Here is a 16851-nt window from a genome sequence, read left to right on the forward strand (position 1 = left end):
TCTTCGACAAGGTCCGGGAGAACACCCACGAGCGGCTCCAGAGCGGCCAGTCCTACAGCGACGCCGCCAACCTCGCGGTCAACCAGACCCTGGTGCGCTCGATCAACACCGGCATCGTCGCGCTCATCCCGATCGGCGCGATCCTCTACGTCAGCGCCGTCCAGCTCGGGGCGAGCTCGCTGCAGGACCTCGCGCTGGCGCAGTTCGTCGGCATGGCCGTCGGTGTCTACTCCTCGATCTTCCTCGCGCCGCGGGTGCTCGTGCACCTCAAGTCCGGCGAGAGCGAGATCGTCCTCCAGGAGCGTCGCGCCAAGGCCCGTGCCAAGGCGCAGGCCGACCGCTACGCCTCCGTGCCGGCGTTCGTCGAGGACATGCCGGTCGCGGCCGGTCCCGACGAGGACCTCGACGAAGACGACGAGGAGGACCGCCCGGTCACCCGGGCCGCCGTGGCCCCGCCGCGCCAGCCCGAGGCCAGCGACCGCGGTCGCGTGGCGCCGGTCGCCCGGGGCCCGGTCAAGCAGAGCAACGCGTCCGGTCGGGTCCAGCCCGTGCGGCAGACGAAGTCCAAGCGCGGCAAGAAGTGAGCCCAGCCGGTGAGTGACCTGGTGGGAGTCGGCGCCCGCGAGGCGCTGGGGCGCCTCGTGGTCGACGTCGACGACTTCCCCGAGCCCGGCATCGTCTTCAAGGACATCACGCCGCTCCTGGCAGACCCCTCCGGCTTCGCGGCGGTGGTCGCGGCCCTGGCCGCGGCCGGCCGTGACGCCGACGGCACCGTGGTGGTCGACAAGGTGGTCGGCATGGAGGCGCGCGGCTTCATCTTCGCCGCCCCCGTGGCGATGGCCCTGGGGGTCGGCTTCGTGCCGGTGCGCAAGGCCGGCAAGCTGCCGCGGGCCACGCACGGCGTCTCCTACGCCCTGGAGTACGGCGAGGCGACGCTGGAGGTCCACGAGGACGCGATCGTGACGGGTGACCGGGTGCTGGTCATCGACGACGTGCTCGCCACCGGAGGCACGGTCGCGGCCACCGTCCAGCTCATCGAGCGGTGCGGGGGAGTCGCCAGCGCGGCGGCCATGCTGATGGAGCTCTCGTTCCTGCCCGGCCGGGCCGCGATCGGCGGGCTTCCGCTGACCGCCCTGATGGTCGTGTGAGCCGGACTAGACTCACCTGGTGACCGAGGAACGCACGGGCCCGCCGACGCGCGTCCGCGCGCCCGAAGCATCCTCGGCCGGCTCCGACCAGCAGCCCCCCTCCGCGCGCAGCATGCGTGCGCGGCTCGCCCGGATGGGCACGCGCGCCCCGACCGGCAACCCGGTGCTCGAGCCGCTCTTCCGAGCCGTGCGCGCCAACCACCCGAAGGCCGACCTGGCCCTGCTCGAGCGGGCCTACACGACCGCCGAGACGATGCACGGCACCCAGATGCGCAAGAGCGGTGACCCCTACATCACCCACCCGCTCGCGGTGACGACGATCCTCGCCGACATCGGCATGACCGAGTCGACCCTCGTGGCGGCGCTGCTGCACGACACGGTCGAGGACACGCCCTACACGCTCGACCAGTGCCGCGCCGACTTCGGCGACGAGGTCGCCCAGCTCGTCGACGGCGTGACCAAGCTCGACAAGGTGCAGTACGGCGACTCGGCGCAGGCCGAGACCATCCGCAAGATGATCGTTGCGATGTCGCGCGACATCCGCGTCCTGGTCATCAAGCTCGCCGACCGGCTGCACAACATGCGCACGCTGCGCTACGTCCCGCAGAAGAGCCAGGAACGCACCGCCCGCGAGACCCTCGACATCTACGCGCCGCTGGCCCACCGCCTCGGCATGAACACCATCAAGTGGGAGCTCGAGGACCTTGCGTTCGCGACCCTGCACCCCAAGATCTACGACGAGATCGTGCGGATGGTGGCCGAGCGCGCCCCGTCGCGCGACTCGTTCCTGGCCGAGGTGATCACCCAGGTCGAGAAGGACCTGCGCGACGCCAAGGTCAAGGGCACCGTCACCGGTCGGCCCAAGCACTACTACTCGATCTACCAGAAGATGATCGTCGGCGGCCGCGACTTCTCCGACATCTACGACCTGGTCGGCATCCGCATCCTCGTCGACGAGGACCGCGACTGCTACTCCGTCCTGGGCGTCCTCCACTCCCGGTGGAACCCCGTGCTCGGGCGCTTCAAGGACTACGTCGCGATGCCGAAGTTCAACATGTACCAGTCGCTGCACACGACCGTGATCGGCCCGCAGGGCAAGCCGGTCGAGATGCAGATCCGCACCTTCGCCCAGCACCGCAGGGCTGAATACGGCGTCGCGGCCCACTGGAAGTACAAGGAGGACGGCCGCACCGGCGCCGACACCGAGCGCATGGGCGACATGGACGACATGTCGTGGGTGCGCCAGCTCCTCGACTGGCAGAGCGAGGTCGAGGACCCGGGCGAGTTCCTGGAGTCGCTCCGCTTCGAGATCAACCGCGCCGAGACCTACGTCTTCACCCCACGCGGCGACGTGATCGCGCTGCCGGCCGGCTCGACGCCCGTCGACTTCGCCTACGCCGTCCACACCGAGGTCGGCCACCACACCATCGGCGCGCGGGTCAACGGTCGCCTGGTGCCCCTGGAGTCGACCCTCGAGAACGGCGACGTCATCGAGGTCTTCACCTCCAAGGCCGCCAATGCAGCGCCCTCCCAGGACTGGCTGACCTTCGTCCGCTCGCCCCGCGCCCGCTCCAAGATCCGTCAGTGGTTCACCAAGGAGCGCCGCGAGGAGGCCATCGAGCAGGGCAAGGACCAGATCGCCAAGCTCATGCGCAAGGAGGGCCTGCCCCTCAAGCGGCTGCTGTCCCACGAGTCGCTCATGCAGGCGGCCGCCCACTTCAAGATCGCCGACGTGTCCGCGCTCTACGCGGCGGTCGGCGAGGGCAACCTCAGCGCCCAGGCCGTCGTACGACGGGTCATCGAGCTGCACGGCGGCGACGAGGGCGCCCAGGAGGACCTTGCCGAGGCCGTCACGATCACCGGACGGCGAGGTCGCTCCAAGGTCTCCAGCGGCGGCGACTCCGGTGTCATCGTCAAGGGCTCACCCGACGTGTGGCTCAAGCTGGCCAAGTGCTGCACCCCGGTCCCGCCCGACGACATCCTCGGGTTCGTCACCAAGGGCGGGGGAGTCTCGGTGCACCGCCGTGACTGCACCAACGCCACGTCGCTGCTGCGCCAACCCGAGAAGGTGCTCGAGGTCGAGTGGGCCCCGACGGGTCAGTCGACGTTCCTGGTCAACATCCAGGTCGAGGCCATCGACCGCGCCCGGCTGCTCTCCGACATCACGATGGTGCTCTCGGACGCCCACGTCAACATCCTCAGCGCCAACCTCTCCACGACCCGCGACCGGGTCGCCAAGAGCCGCTTCACCTTCCAGATGGCCGAGGCCAAGCACCTCGACACGGTCCTCAAGGCCGTCCGCGGCGTCCCGGGCGTCTTCGACGCCTATCGCATCACGCAGTAGCGGCCCCTCCAGACCCTCGTTGGTCGAGCAGCGAGGAGCGCCAGCGACGAGCGTCCGTCGAGACCCTGGTCGTACGACGGGCGGTCCCTGTGGTCGCCGACGGCGGTCGCCTCACCGAGATCTCGACCCGGCGGTCACGGCCTCGTTCCTCGGCCGTGCGCCTCGCTCGATCTCCTCCATGAGCACGGCCAGGCTTCGCCGGGCCGTGCTCATCCGTATCTCGACACACCTGACGCGGCTTCGCAGGCTCAGCCGCGGGCTCGCTCGATCTCCTCCATGACGTGCACCGGGCTCGTTCCTCGCCCGGCGTCCGTCATCCGGAAAACTCGTCGGCGGCGCGCTTGGCCATCTCGAGGAAGGCCTGGCGAGAGGCGAGGTTCTCCTCGAGCTCCTTGATCTTCTTGTCGTTCCCGGCCGCGCGCGCCTTCTCGAGGTCGGCCTCGACCCCGTCGATCGCGGTCTGCAGCTTGGCGACCATGTCGCCGGCGCGGGCCGACTTCTCGGGGTCGGACTTGCGCCACTGCTCCTCTTCTAGCCCACGGATCGTCTGCTCGACGGTGCGCATGCGGCCCTCGAGGTCCTTCATGCGGTCGCGCGGGACCTTGCCGGCGGCGTCCCACTTGTCCGCGAGGTCGCGGAAGGCCCGCTTGGCGGCCTCGACGTCGGTCACGGGGAGCAGTGCCTCGGCCTCCACGATCAGGGCGTCCTTGACCTCCGCGTTGGCGGCGAACTCCTGGTCGAGGGCGGCGTTGGCCGCGTCGCGTGCGCCGAAGAACGCGTCCTGGGCGCCACGGAAGCGGGCCCACAGCTGGTCGTCGACATCCTTGGGGGCAGGCCCGGCTGCCTTCCAGTCACGCATCAGGTCGCGGTAGCGGCCCGCGGTGATGCCCCACTCGGTCGACGTGGAGAGCGACTCGGCCTCGGTGGCCAGGCGCTCCTTCACGACCCGCGCGGAGTCGCGCTTCTGGTCCTGCTCGGCGAAGTGGGACTTGCGACGCCGGGTGTAGGCGGTGCGGGCGCCGGAGAAGCGCTTCCACAGCGCGTCGTCGGAGGGGCGGTCGATGCGGGGGAGCGCCTTCCACTCGTCGAGGAGCTCACGCAGCTTGTTGGCACCGTGGCGCCAGTCGTTGCCCTCGGCGATCCTCTCGGCCGCGGCGACGAGCTTCTCCTTCTGCTCCTTGGCCTCAGCCGACTTCTTCGCCTTCTCGGCGCGCTTGACCGCGCGCTGCTGGGCGATGACCGGTCCGAGCGAGTCGAGTCGGCCGGTGAGGCCGGCGAGGTCGCCGACGGCGTTGGCCTCCACCACCTGGGCCCGCACGATCTTGATCGACTCGGCCGCCTCCTCGGGGCCGAGGACGCCGGAGCGCACCCGCTGGTCCAGCAACGAGACCTCGGTCTCGAGCGCCAGGAAGCGGTCGGTGTAGAACTTCAGGGCTTCGTCGGCGGTCCCCACGGGGTACTGGCCCACGGAGCGTTCGCCCTCGGCGGTCTTCACGTAGACGGTGCCGTCGTCGTCGACGCGACCCCATTCGGTGCTCGTCACTGCCAGTCCCTCACTCGGTCGCCTTCATAGCAGTGGCCCACACTAGTGCCAGAGACCGCCGAGACGGCGCCGTGTCGGTCTCGATAGTGTTACCGAGTGTTGATCGCCGGCTTTCCCGCAGGTCCCTGGGGCACCAACTGCTACGTCGCCGCCACCGGCGCGGGCAGCGAGTGCGTGGTCATCGACCCCGGCAAGGACGCCGCGGCCGGTGTCGCCGAGGTCGTGCGCGAGCACCGTCTCAAGCCCGTCGCCGTCCTGGTGACCCACGGCCACGTGGACCACATGTGGAGCGTCGCCCCCGTCGCCGGCACCTACGACGCCACCGCGTGGATCCACCCCCGTGACCGTCACCTGCTCAGCGACCCGATGGCCGGCATGTCCCGCGAGACCACCGCGATGCTCCTAGGGGGCGACTACACGTGGGCCGAGCCCGACGACGTCCAGGAGCTGAGCGACACCCAGGTCCTCGAGCTCGCCGGGCTGAGCTTCGTCGTCGACCACACCCCGGGTCACACCGAGGGGTCGGTCACCTTCCGCACGCCCTACGACCAGTCCGAGATCTCGGAGGTGATGTTCTCCGGTGACCTGCTCTTCGCCGGATCCATCGGCCGCACCGACCTCCCCGGGGGCGACCACTCGACGATGCTGCGCAGCCTGGCCCAGAAGGTCCTTCCGCTGGCCGACGACATCGTGGTCCTGCCCGGGCACGGCGAGCAGACCTCCATCGGTCGCGAGCGCGCCACCAACCCCTACCTCCAGGACCTCTGAGATGGCCAAGACCTCCCCGCGGGGGCCGCTCAGCGGCTTCCCCGAGCTGCTCCCGGAGCAGCGGTTCGTCGAGCAGCAGGTCATCGACACCCTGCGCCACGTCTTCGAGCTGCACGGCTTCGCCGGCATCGAGACGCGGGCGGTCGAGCCGCTGGACCAGCTGCTGCGCAAGGGCGACACCTCCAAGGAGGTCTACCTCCTGCGTCGTCTCCACGAGGAGTCGGCCGAGGGCCACGCCGGGCTGGGGCTGCACTTCGACCTCACCGTGCCCTTCGCCCGCTACGTCCTGGAGAACGCCGGCAAGCTGGCCTTCCCGTTCCGTCGCTACCAGGTGCAGAAGGCCTGGCGCGGTGAGCGCCCCCAGGAGGGCCGGTTCCGCGAGTTCACCCAGGCCGACATCGACATCGTGGGACGCGACTCGCTCGCCTTCCACCACGACATCGAGGTCACCCGCGTCATGGTCGACGCGCTCACGCGTCTCGACTTCCTGCCCGCCTTCCGCCTGCAGGTCAACAACCGCAAGCTCATCCAGGGCTTCTACGCCGGCCTCGGCCTGGGCCCCGACGACACCGACGAGGTCATGCGCCTGGTCGACAAGCTCGACAAGCTGCCCGTCGCCAAGGTGCGCGAGCTGCTCCTGACCGATGCCGGCATCTCGGAGACCGACGCCGACACGGTGCTCGAGCTGGCGACGATCCGCACCGACGACGACGGCTTCGTCGCCCAGGTGCGTGCGCTCGGGGTCGAGCACGCACTCCTCGACGAGGGCCTGGCCGAGCTCGCAGCGCTGGTCCGCGGCTGCGCCGACCTGGTCTCCGACCGCGTGCGGGTCACCGCCGACCTCTCGATCGCGCGCGGCCTGGACTACTACACCGGCACCGTCTTCGAGACCCGCCTCGACGGCTACGAGTCCATGGGGTCCATCTGCTCCGGAGGTCGCTACGACGCGCTCGCCAGCGACGGCCGCACGACGTACCCCGGTGTCGGCATCTCCCTCGGCGTCAGCCGGGTCGTCGTCCCGCTGCTGGCCCGCACCGGCCTGACCGCGTCGCGCTCGGTGCCCAGCGCGGTGCTGGTCGCGGTCGTGGACGAGGACGGCCGGCCCACGAGCAGTGCGGTCGCCGACAGCCTGCGCCGACGCGACATCGCCTGCGAGGTCGCGCCCGACGCGGCCAAGTTCGGCAAGCAGATCCGCTACGCCGAGCGCCGTGGCATCCCCTTCGTCTGGTTCACCACGACGACCGACGACGGCACCGTGACCCACGAGGTCAAGGACATCCGATCGGGGGATCAGGTGAGCGCCGACCCGGCCGCCTGGACCCCACCCACCGACGACCTGCGACCGCAGGTCCTCTTGAAGGAGCAGCAGTGATCCGCACCCATGACGCCGGCGCCCTCCGCGCCGAGCACGTCGGCCAGACCGTCACCCTCGCCGGCTGGGTGGCCAAGCGCCGCGATCACGGCGGCGTGGCCTTCCTCGACCTGCGCGAGGCCAGCGGGGTCGTCCAGGTCGTCGTGCGCGACGAGGCCGTGGCCCACGCGCTGCGCAGCGAGTTCTGCATCAAGGTGACCGGTCAGGTCAGCGCCCGCCCCGAGGGCAACGCCAACCCGAGCCTGCCCTCCGGTGAGATCGAGGTCATCGCCGACGACCTCGAGGTCCTCAGCGCCGCTGCTCCGCTGCCCTTCCCGATCGACGACCACGTAGAGGTGGGCGAGGAGGCGCGCCTCAAGCACCGCTACCTCGACCTGCGCCGCAGCGGCCCCAACGCGGCCCTGCGTCTGCGCTCCAAGATCAACAAGGCCGCGCGCGACGTGCTCGACGCCCATGACTTCGTCGAGGTCGAGACGCCGACGCTGACGCGCTCGACGCCCGAGGGCGCCCGCGACTTCCTGGTGCCCGCCCGTCTGCAGCCGGGCAGCTGGTACGCCCTGCCCCAGAGCCCCCAGCTGTTCAAGCAGCTGCTGATGGTCGCGGGCATGGAGCGCTACTTCCAGATCGCGCGCTGCTACCGCGACGAGGACTTCCGCGCCGACCGGCAGCCGGAGTTCACCCAGCTCGACATCGAGATGAGCTTCGTGGACCAGGAGGACGTCATCGAGCTCATGGAGGACGTCCTGGCCGCCATGTGGAAGCTGATCGACGTCGAGATCCCGCGCCCGCTCCCGCGCATGACCTACGCCGAGGCCATGCGGCGCTTCGGCTCGGACAAGCCCGACCTGCGCATGGGACTCGAGCTCGTCGAGTGCACCGACTACTTCAAGGAGACGCCCTTCCGGGTCTTCCAGGCGCCCTACGTCGGCGCGGTCGTGATGCCCGGCGGTGCGAGCCAGCCGCGCAAGAAGCTCGACGCCTGGCAGGAGTGGGCCAAGCAGCGCGGCGCCAAGGGACTCGCCTACGTGCTGGTCCAGGAGGACGGCGAGCTCACCGGGCCGGTCTCCAAGAACATCACCGACGAGGAGAAGGCCGGCCTCGCCGCCCACGTCGACGCTAAGCCGGGCGACTGCATCTTCTTCGCGGCCGGCCCCGCCAAGTCCAGCCGTGCCCTGCTGGGCGCCGCGCGCCTGGAGATCGGCCGCCGAGGTGAGCTGATCGACGAGAGCGCCTTCGCCTTCACCTGGGTCGTCGACGCCCCGATGTTCGAGCCCAGCTCCGACGCCGTCGAGAGCGGCGACGTCGCGGTCGGCGCCGGTGCCTGGACCGCGGTGCACCACGCGTTCACCGGCCCCAAGCCGGAGTTCGCCGACACCTTCGACACCGACCCGGGCAGCGCCCTGGCCTACGCCTACGACATCGTCTGCAACGGCAACGAGCTCGGCGGCGGCTCGATCCGGATCCACCGCGAGGACGTGCAGAAGCGGGTCTTCGCGGTCATGGGGCTCAGCGAGGAGGAGTCGCAGGAGAAGTTCGGCTTCCTGCTCGACGCCTTCAAGTTCGGCGCGCCCCCGCACGGTGGCATCGCCGTGGGCATGGACCGCATCTGCGCGATGCTCGCCGGCACCGACTCCATCCGCGACGTGATCGCCTTCCCGAAGTCGGGTGGCGGCTTCGACCCGCTCACCGCAGCACCCGCGCCGATCACGCCCGCACAGCGCAAGGAAGCCGGTGTGGATGCCGTTGCAGAGAAGGAATCTGCGACCGATTCCTGATCCACAAGACAAACCATTGGACAAACGGGCTGAGACCAGATCGTTACGCGGGGGTGACCCGTAGTGCGCGCTGTGTCACATAGAGTCCGGGACGGCGCACAGGGCGCACCCGGGACGATCTTCCGGTCCGCCGAACGAGTGGCAGCAGACACTGCCTGGACGAGGTGAGCATGTCGACACCCACGATGGGGTCCGAGACTCTCGGACACTTGAGTGACGAAGCGGATCCTGACGACGCAGTCGCCAAGACCCCGGTGTCGGGCAAGTCGCCCTTGGCGATCGCTGCCGGTCGCCTGCGGCGTGACAAGGTCGCCATGGCCTGCCTCACGATCGTCCTCTTCTTCGTGCTGATCGCCATCTTCGCCGGCCAGATCGCGTCGCTGTTCAACGTGACAACCCAGCCGGGCAACCCGTCGCAGCAGCTCGACTTCATCAACGACGGCATGCCGTTGAAGGGCCCGCCCCACAACGGATTCGACCCCGAGCACCCGTTCGGCATCGCGCCCAAGACGGCCAAGGACAACCTGGCCAGCTGGCTCTACGGCGCACGCACGTCGATGCTCATCGCGACGTCGGCCACCATCGTGGCCTCCCTCCTGGGGATCGTCCTCGGCCTGGTCTCCGGGTTCGTGGGCGGAGCTGTCGACAAGGTCATCTCCTTCATCACCGACCTGTTCCTGACGCTGCCGTTCCTGCTGATGGCGCTGGTGATCGCCCCGATCCTCAACGAGCGCTTCGCGCTGACGCCCGATCGCTACCAGACCATGCAGGTCGTGTCGCTGATCGGCATCCTCGCGGCGTTCGGCTGGATGGGCATCGCGCGCCTCGTGCGCGGCGAGGTCCTCTCCCTGCGCGAGCGTGAGTTCATCCTCTCCGCGCGGGTCATCGGCATGCCGACCTCGCGGATCATGATCAAGGAGCTGCTGCCCAACCTGGTGGCGCCGATCGTGGTCGCGGTGTCCCTCATGCTGCCGGCGTTCATCGCCGCCGAGGCCGGTCTCGCCTTCCTCGGGGTCGGCATCACCCAGGGCGAGTCGTGGGGCCAGACGATCCTGCTGGCCAGCGCCTACTTCGAGCTCTATCCCCTCTACCTGTGGGAGCCCCTGCTCGGCATCGTCGTGCTGGTGCTCGCCCTCAACCTCCTCGGTGACGCGATCCGCGACGCCGTCGATCCCAAGACCCGACGCTAGGCGTCGGTTTCTCCCCTAGATGTTGTCGCGGGCTGGGGCCCGTGGCACGGATGAAGAAATAGAAAGGCTGGACAACCATGAAGCGCACCAAGTCGCTTGCCGTTGTCGCAGGCTTCGCCATGGTCACGCTTGCGGCCTGTGGTGGAGACGGCGGAGGCGGAAACGCAGGGGGCAACACCCCCAGCGAGTTCATCAACCCGGAGTCTGAGTTCGGCAAGATCGCCGACGCTGCGGGGCCCGCCCCCGAGGTCGAGGGCGCCACCACCGGTGGCACCATCACCGTCGCCATTCCTGGCGACCCCGGTCCGGAGGACCTCGACCCCGCCAACGGCTGGTCCGTCCTCGGCAACTCGATCCAGCAGGCGCTCACGCACCGGTCGCTGGTCCAGTTCCGTCGCGACCAGGAGACCGGCGCGATGGAGCTCGTGCCCGACCTCGCCACCGACCTCGGTCGTCCCAACGAGGACTTCACCGAGTGGACGTTCACCATCAAGGACGTCAACTGGGAGAACGGCAACCCGATCACCGCCGAGGAGGTCAAGTACGGCGTCGAGCGCACCTTCGACTCCGAGACCTTCACCTCGGGCCCCGGCCAGGTCTACTCCGTGTCGAACTTCGACTGCGGCGAGGGCTACACCGGTCCGCAGGACGGTGACTGCCCCGGCATCACGGTCGACGGCCAGGACATCACGTTCAAGATGCAGGGTCCCTTCCCGGACATGGACTTCTGGTCCACCTTCATGGCGATCGGCCCGATCCCGCTCGAGAACTCCGAGTTCCCGGCCTACGGTCGCATGCCTCTCTCCAGCGGCCCCTACAAGATCAAGGAGTTCCGCGTCAACGAGTCGCTGACCCTTGAGAAGAACCCCGAGTGGGACCCCGCGTCCGACCCGGCCCGTCACCAGTACGCCGACGAGTGGGTCTTCAAGTTCGACCAGGACCAGGAGAAGACCGACCAGCTGCTGCTGAGCGACTCTGCCGACGCGCAGACCACCGTCTCCAACGGCCTCGGTGCGACCAACGTCGCCGCGCTGCGCGACGCCCTGGGCGACAACTTCATCCAGCAGACCGGTCAGTGCGTGAGCTACCGCACGCCTGACTACACCAAGATCACCGACATCAACATCCGCAAGGCGATCGCCTGGGGCTACGACTTCGAGAACATCACGCTCGCGGGCGGCAACATCCCCGGAGTCACCCGGATCCCCGCGAGCACGATCATGCCTCCGGGCATGTCGGGCCGCAAGGAGTACTTCCCGGACGGTGAGCAGTTCACCTACGACCCCGAGAAGGCGAAGGCTCTCCTCGCGGAGGCCGGTGAAGAGGGCTACAAGCTCTCGTTCGTCTACGACGACTCCGACGCCGAGGCGAAGGCCGCGGCCGAGCAGGAGAAGAAGGGCTACGAGAACGCCGGCTTCACCGTCGAGATGATCCCCTACCAGGAGGACGCCTACGCCCTCTGGGACGACGCCGAGAGCCCGATCAACGCCAAGCTGAACCTGCGCGCCGTCAACTGGTGCTCGGACTGGCCGTCCGCCTCCACGATGATCCCGCCGCTGGTCCAGAGCGGTCAGCCCTACAACACGTCGTACTTCTCGGAGACCGAGGTTGACGACCGCATCAAGGAGATCGCCACGCTTCCTCTCGAGGAGCAGGCTCCGGCCTGGGGCGACCTGGACGAGCTCATCGGCACCAAGTACTTCCCGATGATCCCGACCGCCTACCGCAACGACCTGTTCGGCGCGGGCAGCAAGATCGGTGGCTTCACGGGTGACGCCGCCATGAGCGCGATCTACTACAAGGACCTCTTCGTCATCCAGTGACGTAGCACCTTGAGCTAGATCCGTTCGCAACGGACACAGGATGGGGGTCGGGCCTCGGCCCGGCCCCCATCCGGTCCGCTCGTCTCCAGCCCCGTGGAGTGCTTCCACGTGAGAGGTTCGCAGCGATGTTCGCCTACATCATCAAGCGCCTGATCTCCGGCGTGGTCGTCGTCATCTTGGTGTCGATGGCCGTCTTCGCCCTGTTCTGGTTCGGTCCCGAGGACCCGGCCCGACCGATCTGCAACCAGCAGACGGGCAACCGGTGCACGCCTGACCGCCTCGAGAACTTCGAGGAGCAGATGGGCTACAACAACGGGATCGTCTCCGAGTACGGCGCCTACGCCAAGGGGATCTTCACCGGGCGCCAGATGGAGATCGGCACGACCCAGATCGACTGCGACGCACCCTGCCTCGGCTACTCCCACCGGACCTTCAACCTGGTCTGGGAAGAGCTCATCGACCGGATCCCGGCCACCATCTCGGTGGCGGCCGGCGGTGCGGTCCTCTACCTCCTGCTCGGCGTGCCCATCGGGGTCGCCGCCGCGCGAAGACGCGGCACGCTCGGTGACAAGCTCCTCGTGAGCTCGTTCCTCGTCATCAGCTCGGTGCCCTACTACCTCTTCGCCCTCCTGGCATGGCTCTACTTCACCCTCATCTGGCAGGTGCCGATCCTCGGTGACAGCGGCTACACGCCCATCACCGACAACCCCGCCAAGTGGTTCGCCGGTCTGCTCCTCCCGTGGTTGTGCCTGGGCATCTTCGGCTGCACGCAATACACGCGCTACACCCGCGGTGCCATGGTCGAGACGCTCAGCGAGGACTACATCCGCACCGCCAAGGCCAAGGGCCTGGCGCCGAGCACCGTCGTCTACCGCCACGGCCTGCGCAGCGCGCTCGTGCCCGTCGTGACCGTCTTCGGCATCGACCTGGGCGTGCTGCTCGCCGGGACGATCTTCACCGAGCGGATCTTCGAGATCCAGGGCATCGGACGCTGGGGGCTCCAGGCCGTCCAGAGCTTCGACCTCCCGGTCGTCTCCGCCACGGCCCTCTTCGGCGCCATCATCATCGTCATCAGCAACCTGATCGTCGACGTCGTCTACAGCGTGCTCGACCCGCGAGTGAGGCTTTCGTGACCACCCACAGCATGCCGTCGTCGAGCATCGGCGACGGCGATCCCGACGCGTTCCTCGTCGTCGAGGACCTCAACGTCGAGTTCCCCACCCCCGACGGGCCTGTGCGCGCCGTCAAGGACCTCAGCTACCGCGTCGGCCTGGGCCAGACCCTCGGCATCGTGGGCGAGTCCGGCTCGGGCAAGTCCGTGTCGTCGATGGCCGTCCTCGGCCTCCACGACCCGCAGCGCTCCACGATCACCGGCTCGATCAAGATCGGTGGCCAGGAGGTCGTCGGTCTCAACGAGCCCGGCATGCGCAAGCTGCGCGGCAACTCGGTCTCGATGATCTTCCAGGACGCGCTCGCCGCTCTGCACCCCTTCTACCGTGTCGGCGCCCAGCTCGGTGAGGCCTACCAGGTCCACCACTCCTCGGCGTCCAAGCGCGACGCCCGTCGCAAGTCGATCGAGATGCTCGACCGGGTCGGCATCCCGCAGCCCGACAAGCGTGTCGACGACTTCCCCCACCAGTTCTCCGGCGGCATGCGCCAGCGCGCCATGATCGCGATGGGTCTCATCAACGACCCGTCCCTGCTGATCGCCGACGAGCCCACGACGGCGCTCGACGTGACGGTGCAGGCGCAGATCCTCGACCTGCTCCAGGACCTCCAGCGCGAGTTCAACTCGGCGGTCATCATCATCACCCACGACCTCGGCGTCATCGCCGAGATGGCCGACGACGTGCTGGTGATGTACGCCGGGCGCGCGGTCGAGTACGGCCCCTGCAAGGAGATCCTGATCGCGCCCGAGATGCCCTACACGTGGGGGCTGCTCTCGAGCATCCCCGACGTCACGGCCGACACCGACGCGCGCCTCATCCCGATCCCGGGCAACCCGCCGAGCCTGCTGTCGCCGCCGAGCGGCTGCTCGTTCCACCCGCGGTGCGCCCACGTCGACAAGGTGCCCGGCGCGCTGTGTGCGACGACGCTGCCCGAGCTGCTGCCCGGGGGGCGCGGCCCCCACCACCTCAAGCGATGCCACCTGGCCGACCCCGCCGAGATCTTCCGCAGGGAAGTCCTCGCCGAGATCGCGCCCGAGCTGGTGGAGGACAACTGATGGCCGAGCAGGACACCACGACCGACGACCTCAACCCCGAGGGGCACCCGGGCGGGGCCGAGCCTCAGCTCAAGCCCCAGGTCGCCAGCTTCGACGAGCTCGCCGCGCAGGCCCACACGGCTGCGCAGCTCGATCTCTCCCGCGGCTCGGTGCTGGAGGTCGACAACCTCAAGATGTACTTCCCGGTCAAGGCCGGTGGGCTGATCCGCCGCAAGGTCGGCGACGTGCAGGCCGTGGACGGAGTCTCGTTCCAGGTCCCGCGCGGCGGCTCCCTGGGCCTGGTGGGGGAGTCCGGGTGCGGCAAGTCGACGACCGGTCGTCTGATCACCCGGCTCTACGAGCCCACCGGTGGTCGCATCCTCTTCGAGGACCGCGACATGGCGAAGATGAAGAACAAGGAGCTCAAGCCCCTGCGGCGCGAGGTCCAGATGATCTTCCAGGACCCCTACACCTCGCTCAACCCGCGCCACACGGTCGGCTCGATCATCGGTGCGCCCCTCGAGGTCCACAAGGTCGTGCCCAAGGACAAGATCCTCCCGCGGGTGCAGGAGCTCCTCGAGATCGTCGGGCTCAACCCCGAGCACTACAACCGCTACCCCAACGAGTTCTCCGGCGGGCAGCGCCAGCGCATCGGCATCGCCCGTGCCCTCACGCTCAACCCCAAGCTGCTCGTGGCGGACGAGCCCGTCTCGGCTCTGGACGTGTCCATCCAGGCGCAGGTCATCAACCTGCTCCAGGACATCCAGAAGGAGTTCGACGTCGCGTTCCTCTTCATCGCCCACGACCTCGCCGTCGTGCGTCACTTCTGCCCCGAGGTGGCCGTGATGTATCTCGGGAAGATCGTCGAGATCGGTGACCGGGACAGCATCTACGCCAACTCCCACCACCCCTACACGCAGGCGCTGCTCTCCGCGGTCCCGGACGTCAAGCAGGCTGCCATCGGCGGCCGACGCGAGCGGATCCGCCTCGAGGGCGACGTCCCCAGCCCCATCAACCCCCCGTCGGGCTGCCGCTTCCGCACCCGCTGCCCGATCGCCCAGGAGATCTGCGCCAAGCACGAGCCGCCGCTCTTGCAGATCGGCAAGCGCCACAAGGTCGCCTGCCACTTCCCGGGCCCGATCAACCAGCACCCGGACAAGCCCATCACCGCGCGCCTGATCGGCACCGACGACGCCGGCAGCCCCGACCCGGGTGCCACGCCGAGCTCGCAGATCGCCAACAAGCCGGGCTACGACGACACCTGGTACGACCTGGATGCGAAGACGTTTGGACGAGCCTGACGGCCTGTTCGACACACCGGTCGACACACCGGGGAAGCCGGCGCCCCGCACGGGCGCCGGCTCCCTGGCGGGCAACACGCACTCCTCCGCACCGCTCGCGGTGCGGATGCGCCCGCGCACGCTCGACGAGCTCGTCGGCCAGGCCCAGCTGCGAGCGCCGGGGTCGCCGCTGCGTCAGCTGATCGAGGGCGACCAGTCGATGTCCCTGCTGCTGTGGGGTCCGCCCGGCACCGGCAAGACCACGATCGCCGCGATCCTGAGCCAGCAGACCGACCGGCGCTTCGTCGAGGTCTCGGCGGTGTCCGCCGGGGTCAAGGAGGTCCGCGCCGCGATCGACGGGGCGCGCTCCGAGCTGGTCAACGCCGGGCGCGAGACGGTGCTCTTCGTCGACGAGGTGCACCGCTTCAGCAAGGCCCAGCAGGACGCCCTGCTGCCCGGGGTCGAGAACCGTTGGGTGACCCTGGTCGCCGCGACCACCGAGAACCCGTTCTTCTCGGTCATCTCCCCGTTGCTCTCCCGCAGCCTGCTCCTGCGCCTCGAGTCGCTCACCGACGACGACGTACGACGGGTGCTCGACGACGCGCTCGGCGACGAGCGGGGCTTGGGCGGCCGTTTCACCGTCGAGCCCGAGGCGCTCGACCACCTGGTCCGCCTCGCCGGCGGCGACGCCCGTCGGTCCCTGACCTACCTGGAGGCAGCGACTGGTGCCGCCCTCGCGCGGGGGAGCGACGTCGTCGACCTGTCGGTCGCCGAGACCGCCGTGGACCAGGCCGCGGTGCGCTACGACCGCCAGGGCGACCAGCACTACGACGTGACCAGTGCCTTCATCAAGTCGATCCGGGGCTCCGACGCCGACGCGGCGATGCACTACCTCGCCCGCATGATGGAGGCCGGCGAGGACCCACGGTTCATCGCCCGTCGCCTGGTGATCCTGGCGAGCGAGGACATCGGCCTCGCCGACCCGACCGCCCTCACGACGGCGGTCGCCGCGGCGCAGGCCGTGCAGCTCATCGGGATGCCCGAGGCGAGCTTCAACCTCGCGCACGCCACCATCGCGCTGGCCGTGGCACCCAAGTCCAACGCCGTGACCCTCGCCCTGGCTGCCGCCACCGCCGACGTCCGCGCCGGCAAGATCGGGCCCGTCCCCTCGCACCTGCGCGACGCGCACTACTCGGGCGCCAAGAAGCTCGGGCACGGAGCGACGTACAAGTACAGCCACGACGAGCCCTACGGTGTCGCCGAGCAGCAGTACGCCCCCGACGTGGTGCTGGACCGCGACTACTACCGACCCACGAGCCTCGGCGCCGAGGCCCATGTCAAGGAGCGGTGGGAGCGCATCCGACGGCTGATCCGTGGCTCCTAGTGCCGCGATAGGGTCGGGCAC

General features: G+C 69.1%; 12 protein-coding genes and 1 pseudogene. 12 read left to right on the plus strand and 1 reads right to left on the minus strand.

Annotation, left to right across the window (positions count from 1 at the left end; genetic code table 11):
* The 3 genes and pseudogenes from AAG827_RS14390 to AAG827_RS14400 form a co-directional block, all read left to right on the plus strand.
* Positions 1 to 584: pseudogene (locus AAG827_RS14390) on the plus strand (protein translocase subunit SecF); the annotation flags it as partial.
* Between the two features lie 9 nt (positions 585 to 593).
* Positions 594 to 1148: an adenine phosphoribosyltransferase gene (locus AAG827_RS14395; protein WP_341926776.1), complete on the plus strand. Its 555-nt coding sequence runs from the start codon at positions 594 to 596 to the stop codon at positions 1146 to 1148.
* A gap of 112 nt (positions 1149 to 1260) precedes the next feature.
* Positions 1261 to 3492, plus strand: coding sequence for a bifunctional (p)ppGpp synthetase/guanosine-3',5'-bis(diphosphate) 3'-pyrophosphohydrolase (locus AAG827_RS14400; RefSeq protein ID WP_341926805.1), 2232 nt, complete (start codon positions 1261 to 1263; stop codon positions 3490 to 3492).
* 313 nt (positions 3493 to 3805) lie between these two features.
* Here AAG827_RS14400 and AAG827_RS14405 read toward each other — a convergent pair whose 3' ends face one another.
* A complete protein-coding gene (locus AAG827_RS14405) occupies positions 3806 to 5035 on the minus strand; it encodes a DUF349 domain-containing protein (RefSeq protein ID WP_341926777.1) in 1230 nt (409 codons plus the stop codon).
* 96 nt (positions 5036 to 5131) lie between these two features.
* Between AAG827_RS14405 and AAG827_RS14410 the strand changes: the two genes are divergently transcribed.
* The 9 genes from AAG827_RS14410 (at position 5132) to AAG827_RS14450 (ending at position 16830) form a co-directional block, all read left to right on the plus strand.
* Positions 5132 to 5803, plus strand: a complete 672-nt coding sequence (locus AAG827_RS14410) for an MBL fold metallo-hydrolase (protein WP_341926778.1) — start codon at positions 5132 to 5134, stop codon at positions 5801 to 5803.
* 1 nt (position 5804) lies between these two features.
* Entirely contained in the window at positions 5805 to 7175 is a 1371-nt protein-coding gene (hisS, locus tag AAG827_RS14415; protein WP_341926779.1) for a histidine--tRNA ligase, read from the plus strand.
* Complete coding sequence (gene aspS / locus AAG827_RS14420) at positions 7172 to 8950, plus strand: aspartate--tRNA ligase (RefSeq protein ID WP_341926780.1); 1779 nt, start codon at positions 7172 to 7174, stop codon at positions 8948 to 8950. The genes hisS and aspS overlap by 4 nt, the downstream gene beginning before the upstream one ends.
* A 209-nt stretch (positions 8951 to 9159) precedes the next feature.
* Positions 9160 to 10140, plus strand: coding sequence for an ABC transporter permease (locus AAG827_RS14425; RefSeq protein WP_341926781.1), 981 nt, complete (start codon positions 9160 to 9162; stop codon positions 10138 to 10140).
* A 77-nt stretch (positions 10141 to 10217) separates the two neighbouring features.
* A complete protein-coding gene (locus tag AAG827_RS14430; protein ID WP_341926782.1) occupies positions 10218 to 11963 on the plus strand; it encodes an ABC transporter substrate-binding protein in 1746 nt (581 codons plus the stop codon).
* Between the two features lie 125 nt (positions 11964 to 12088).
* A complete protein-coding gene (locus AAG827_RS14435) occupies positions 12089 to 13096 on the plus strand; it encodes an ABC transporter permease (protein WP_341926783.1) in 1008 nt (335 codons plus the stop codon).
* An 11-nt stretch (positions 13097 to 13107) separates the two neighbouring features.
* Positions 13108 to 14187 carry an ABC transporter ATP-binding protein gene (locus AAG827_RS14440; protein WP_341926806.1) on the plus strand — a complete coding sequence of 360 codons (1080 nt, stop codon included), beginning with the start codon at positions 13108 to 13110 and terminating at the stop codon, positions 14185 to 14187.
* Positions 14187 to 15467, plus strand: coding sequence for a dipeptide ABC transporter ATP-binding protein (locus tag AAG827_RS14445; protein WP_341926784.1), 1281 nt, complete (start codon positions 14187 to 14189; stop codon positions 15465 to 15467). The genes AAG827_RS14440 and AAG827_RS14445 overlap by 1 nt, the downstream gene beginning before the upstream one ends.
* Positions 15454 to 16830: a replication-associated recombination protein A gene (locus AAG827_RS14450; RefSeq protein ID WP_341926785.1), complete on the plus strand. Its 1377-nt coding sequence runs from the start codon at positions 15454 to 15456 to the stop codon at positions 16828 to 16830. The genes AAG827_RS14445 and AAG827_RS14450 overlap by 14 nt, the downstream gene beginning before the upstream one ends.
* Positions 16831 to 16851 lie beyond the last annotated feature (21 nt).

Origin of the sequence: Nocardioides psychrotolerans (assembly GCF_943371775.1) — a bacterium.
Classification (GTDB): Bacteria; Actinomycetota; Actinomycetes; order Propionibacteriales; family Nocardioidaceae; genus Nocardioides; species Nocardioides psychrotolerans_A.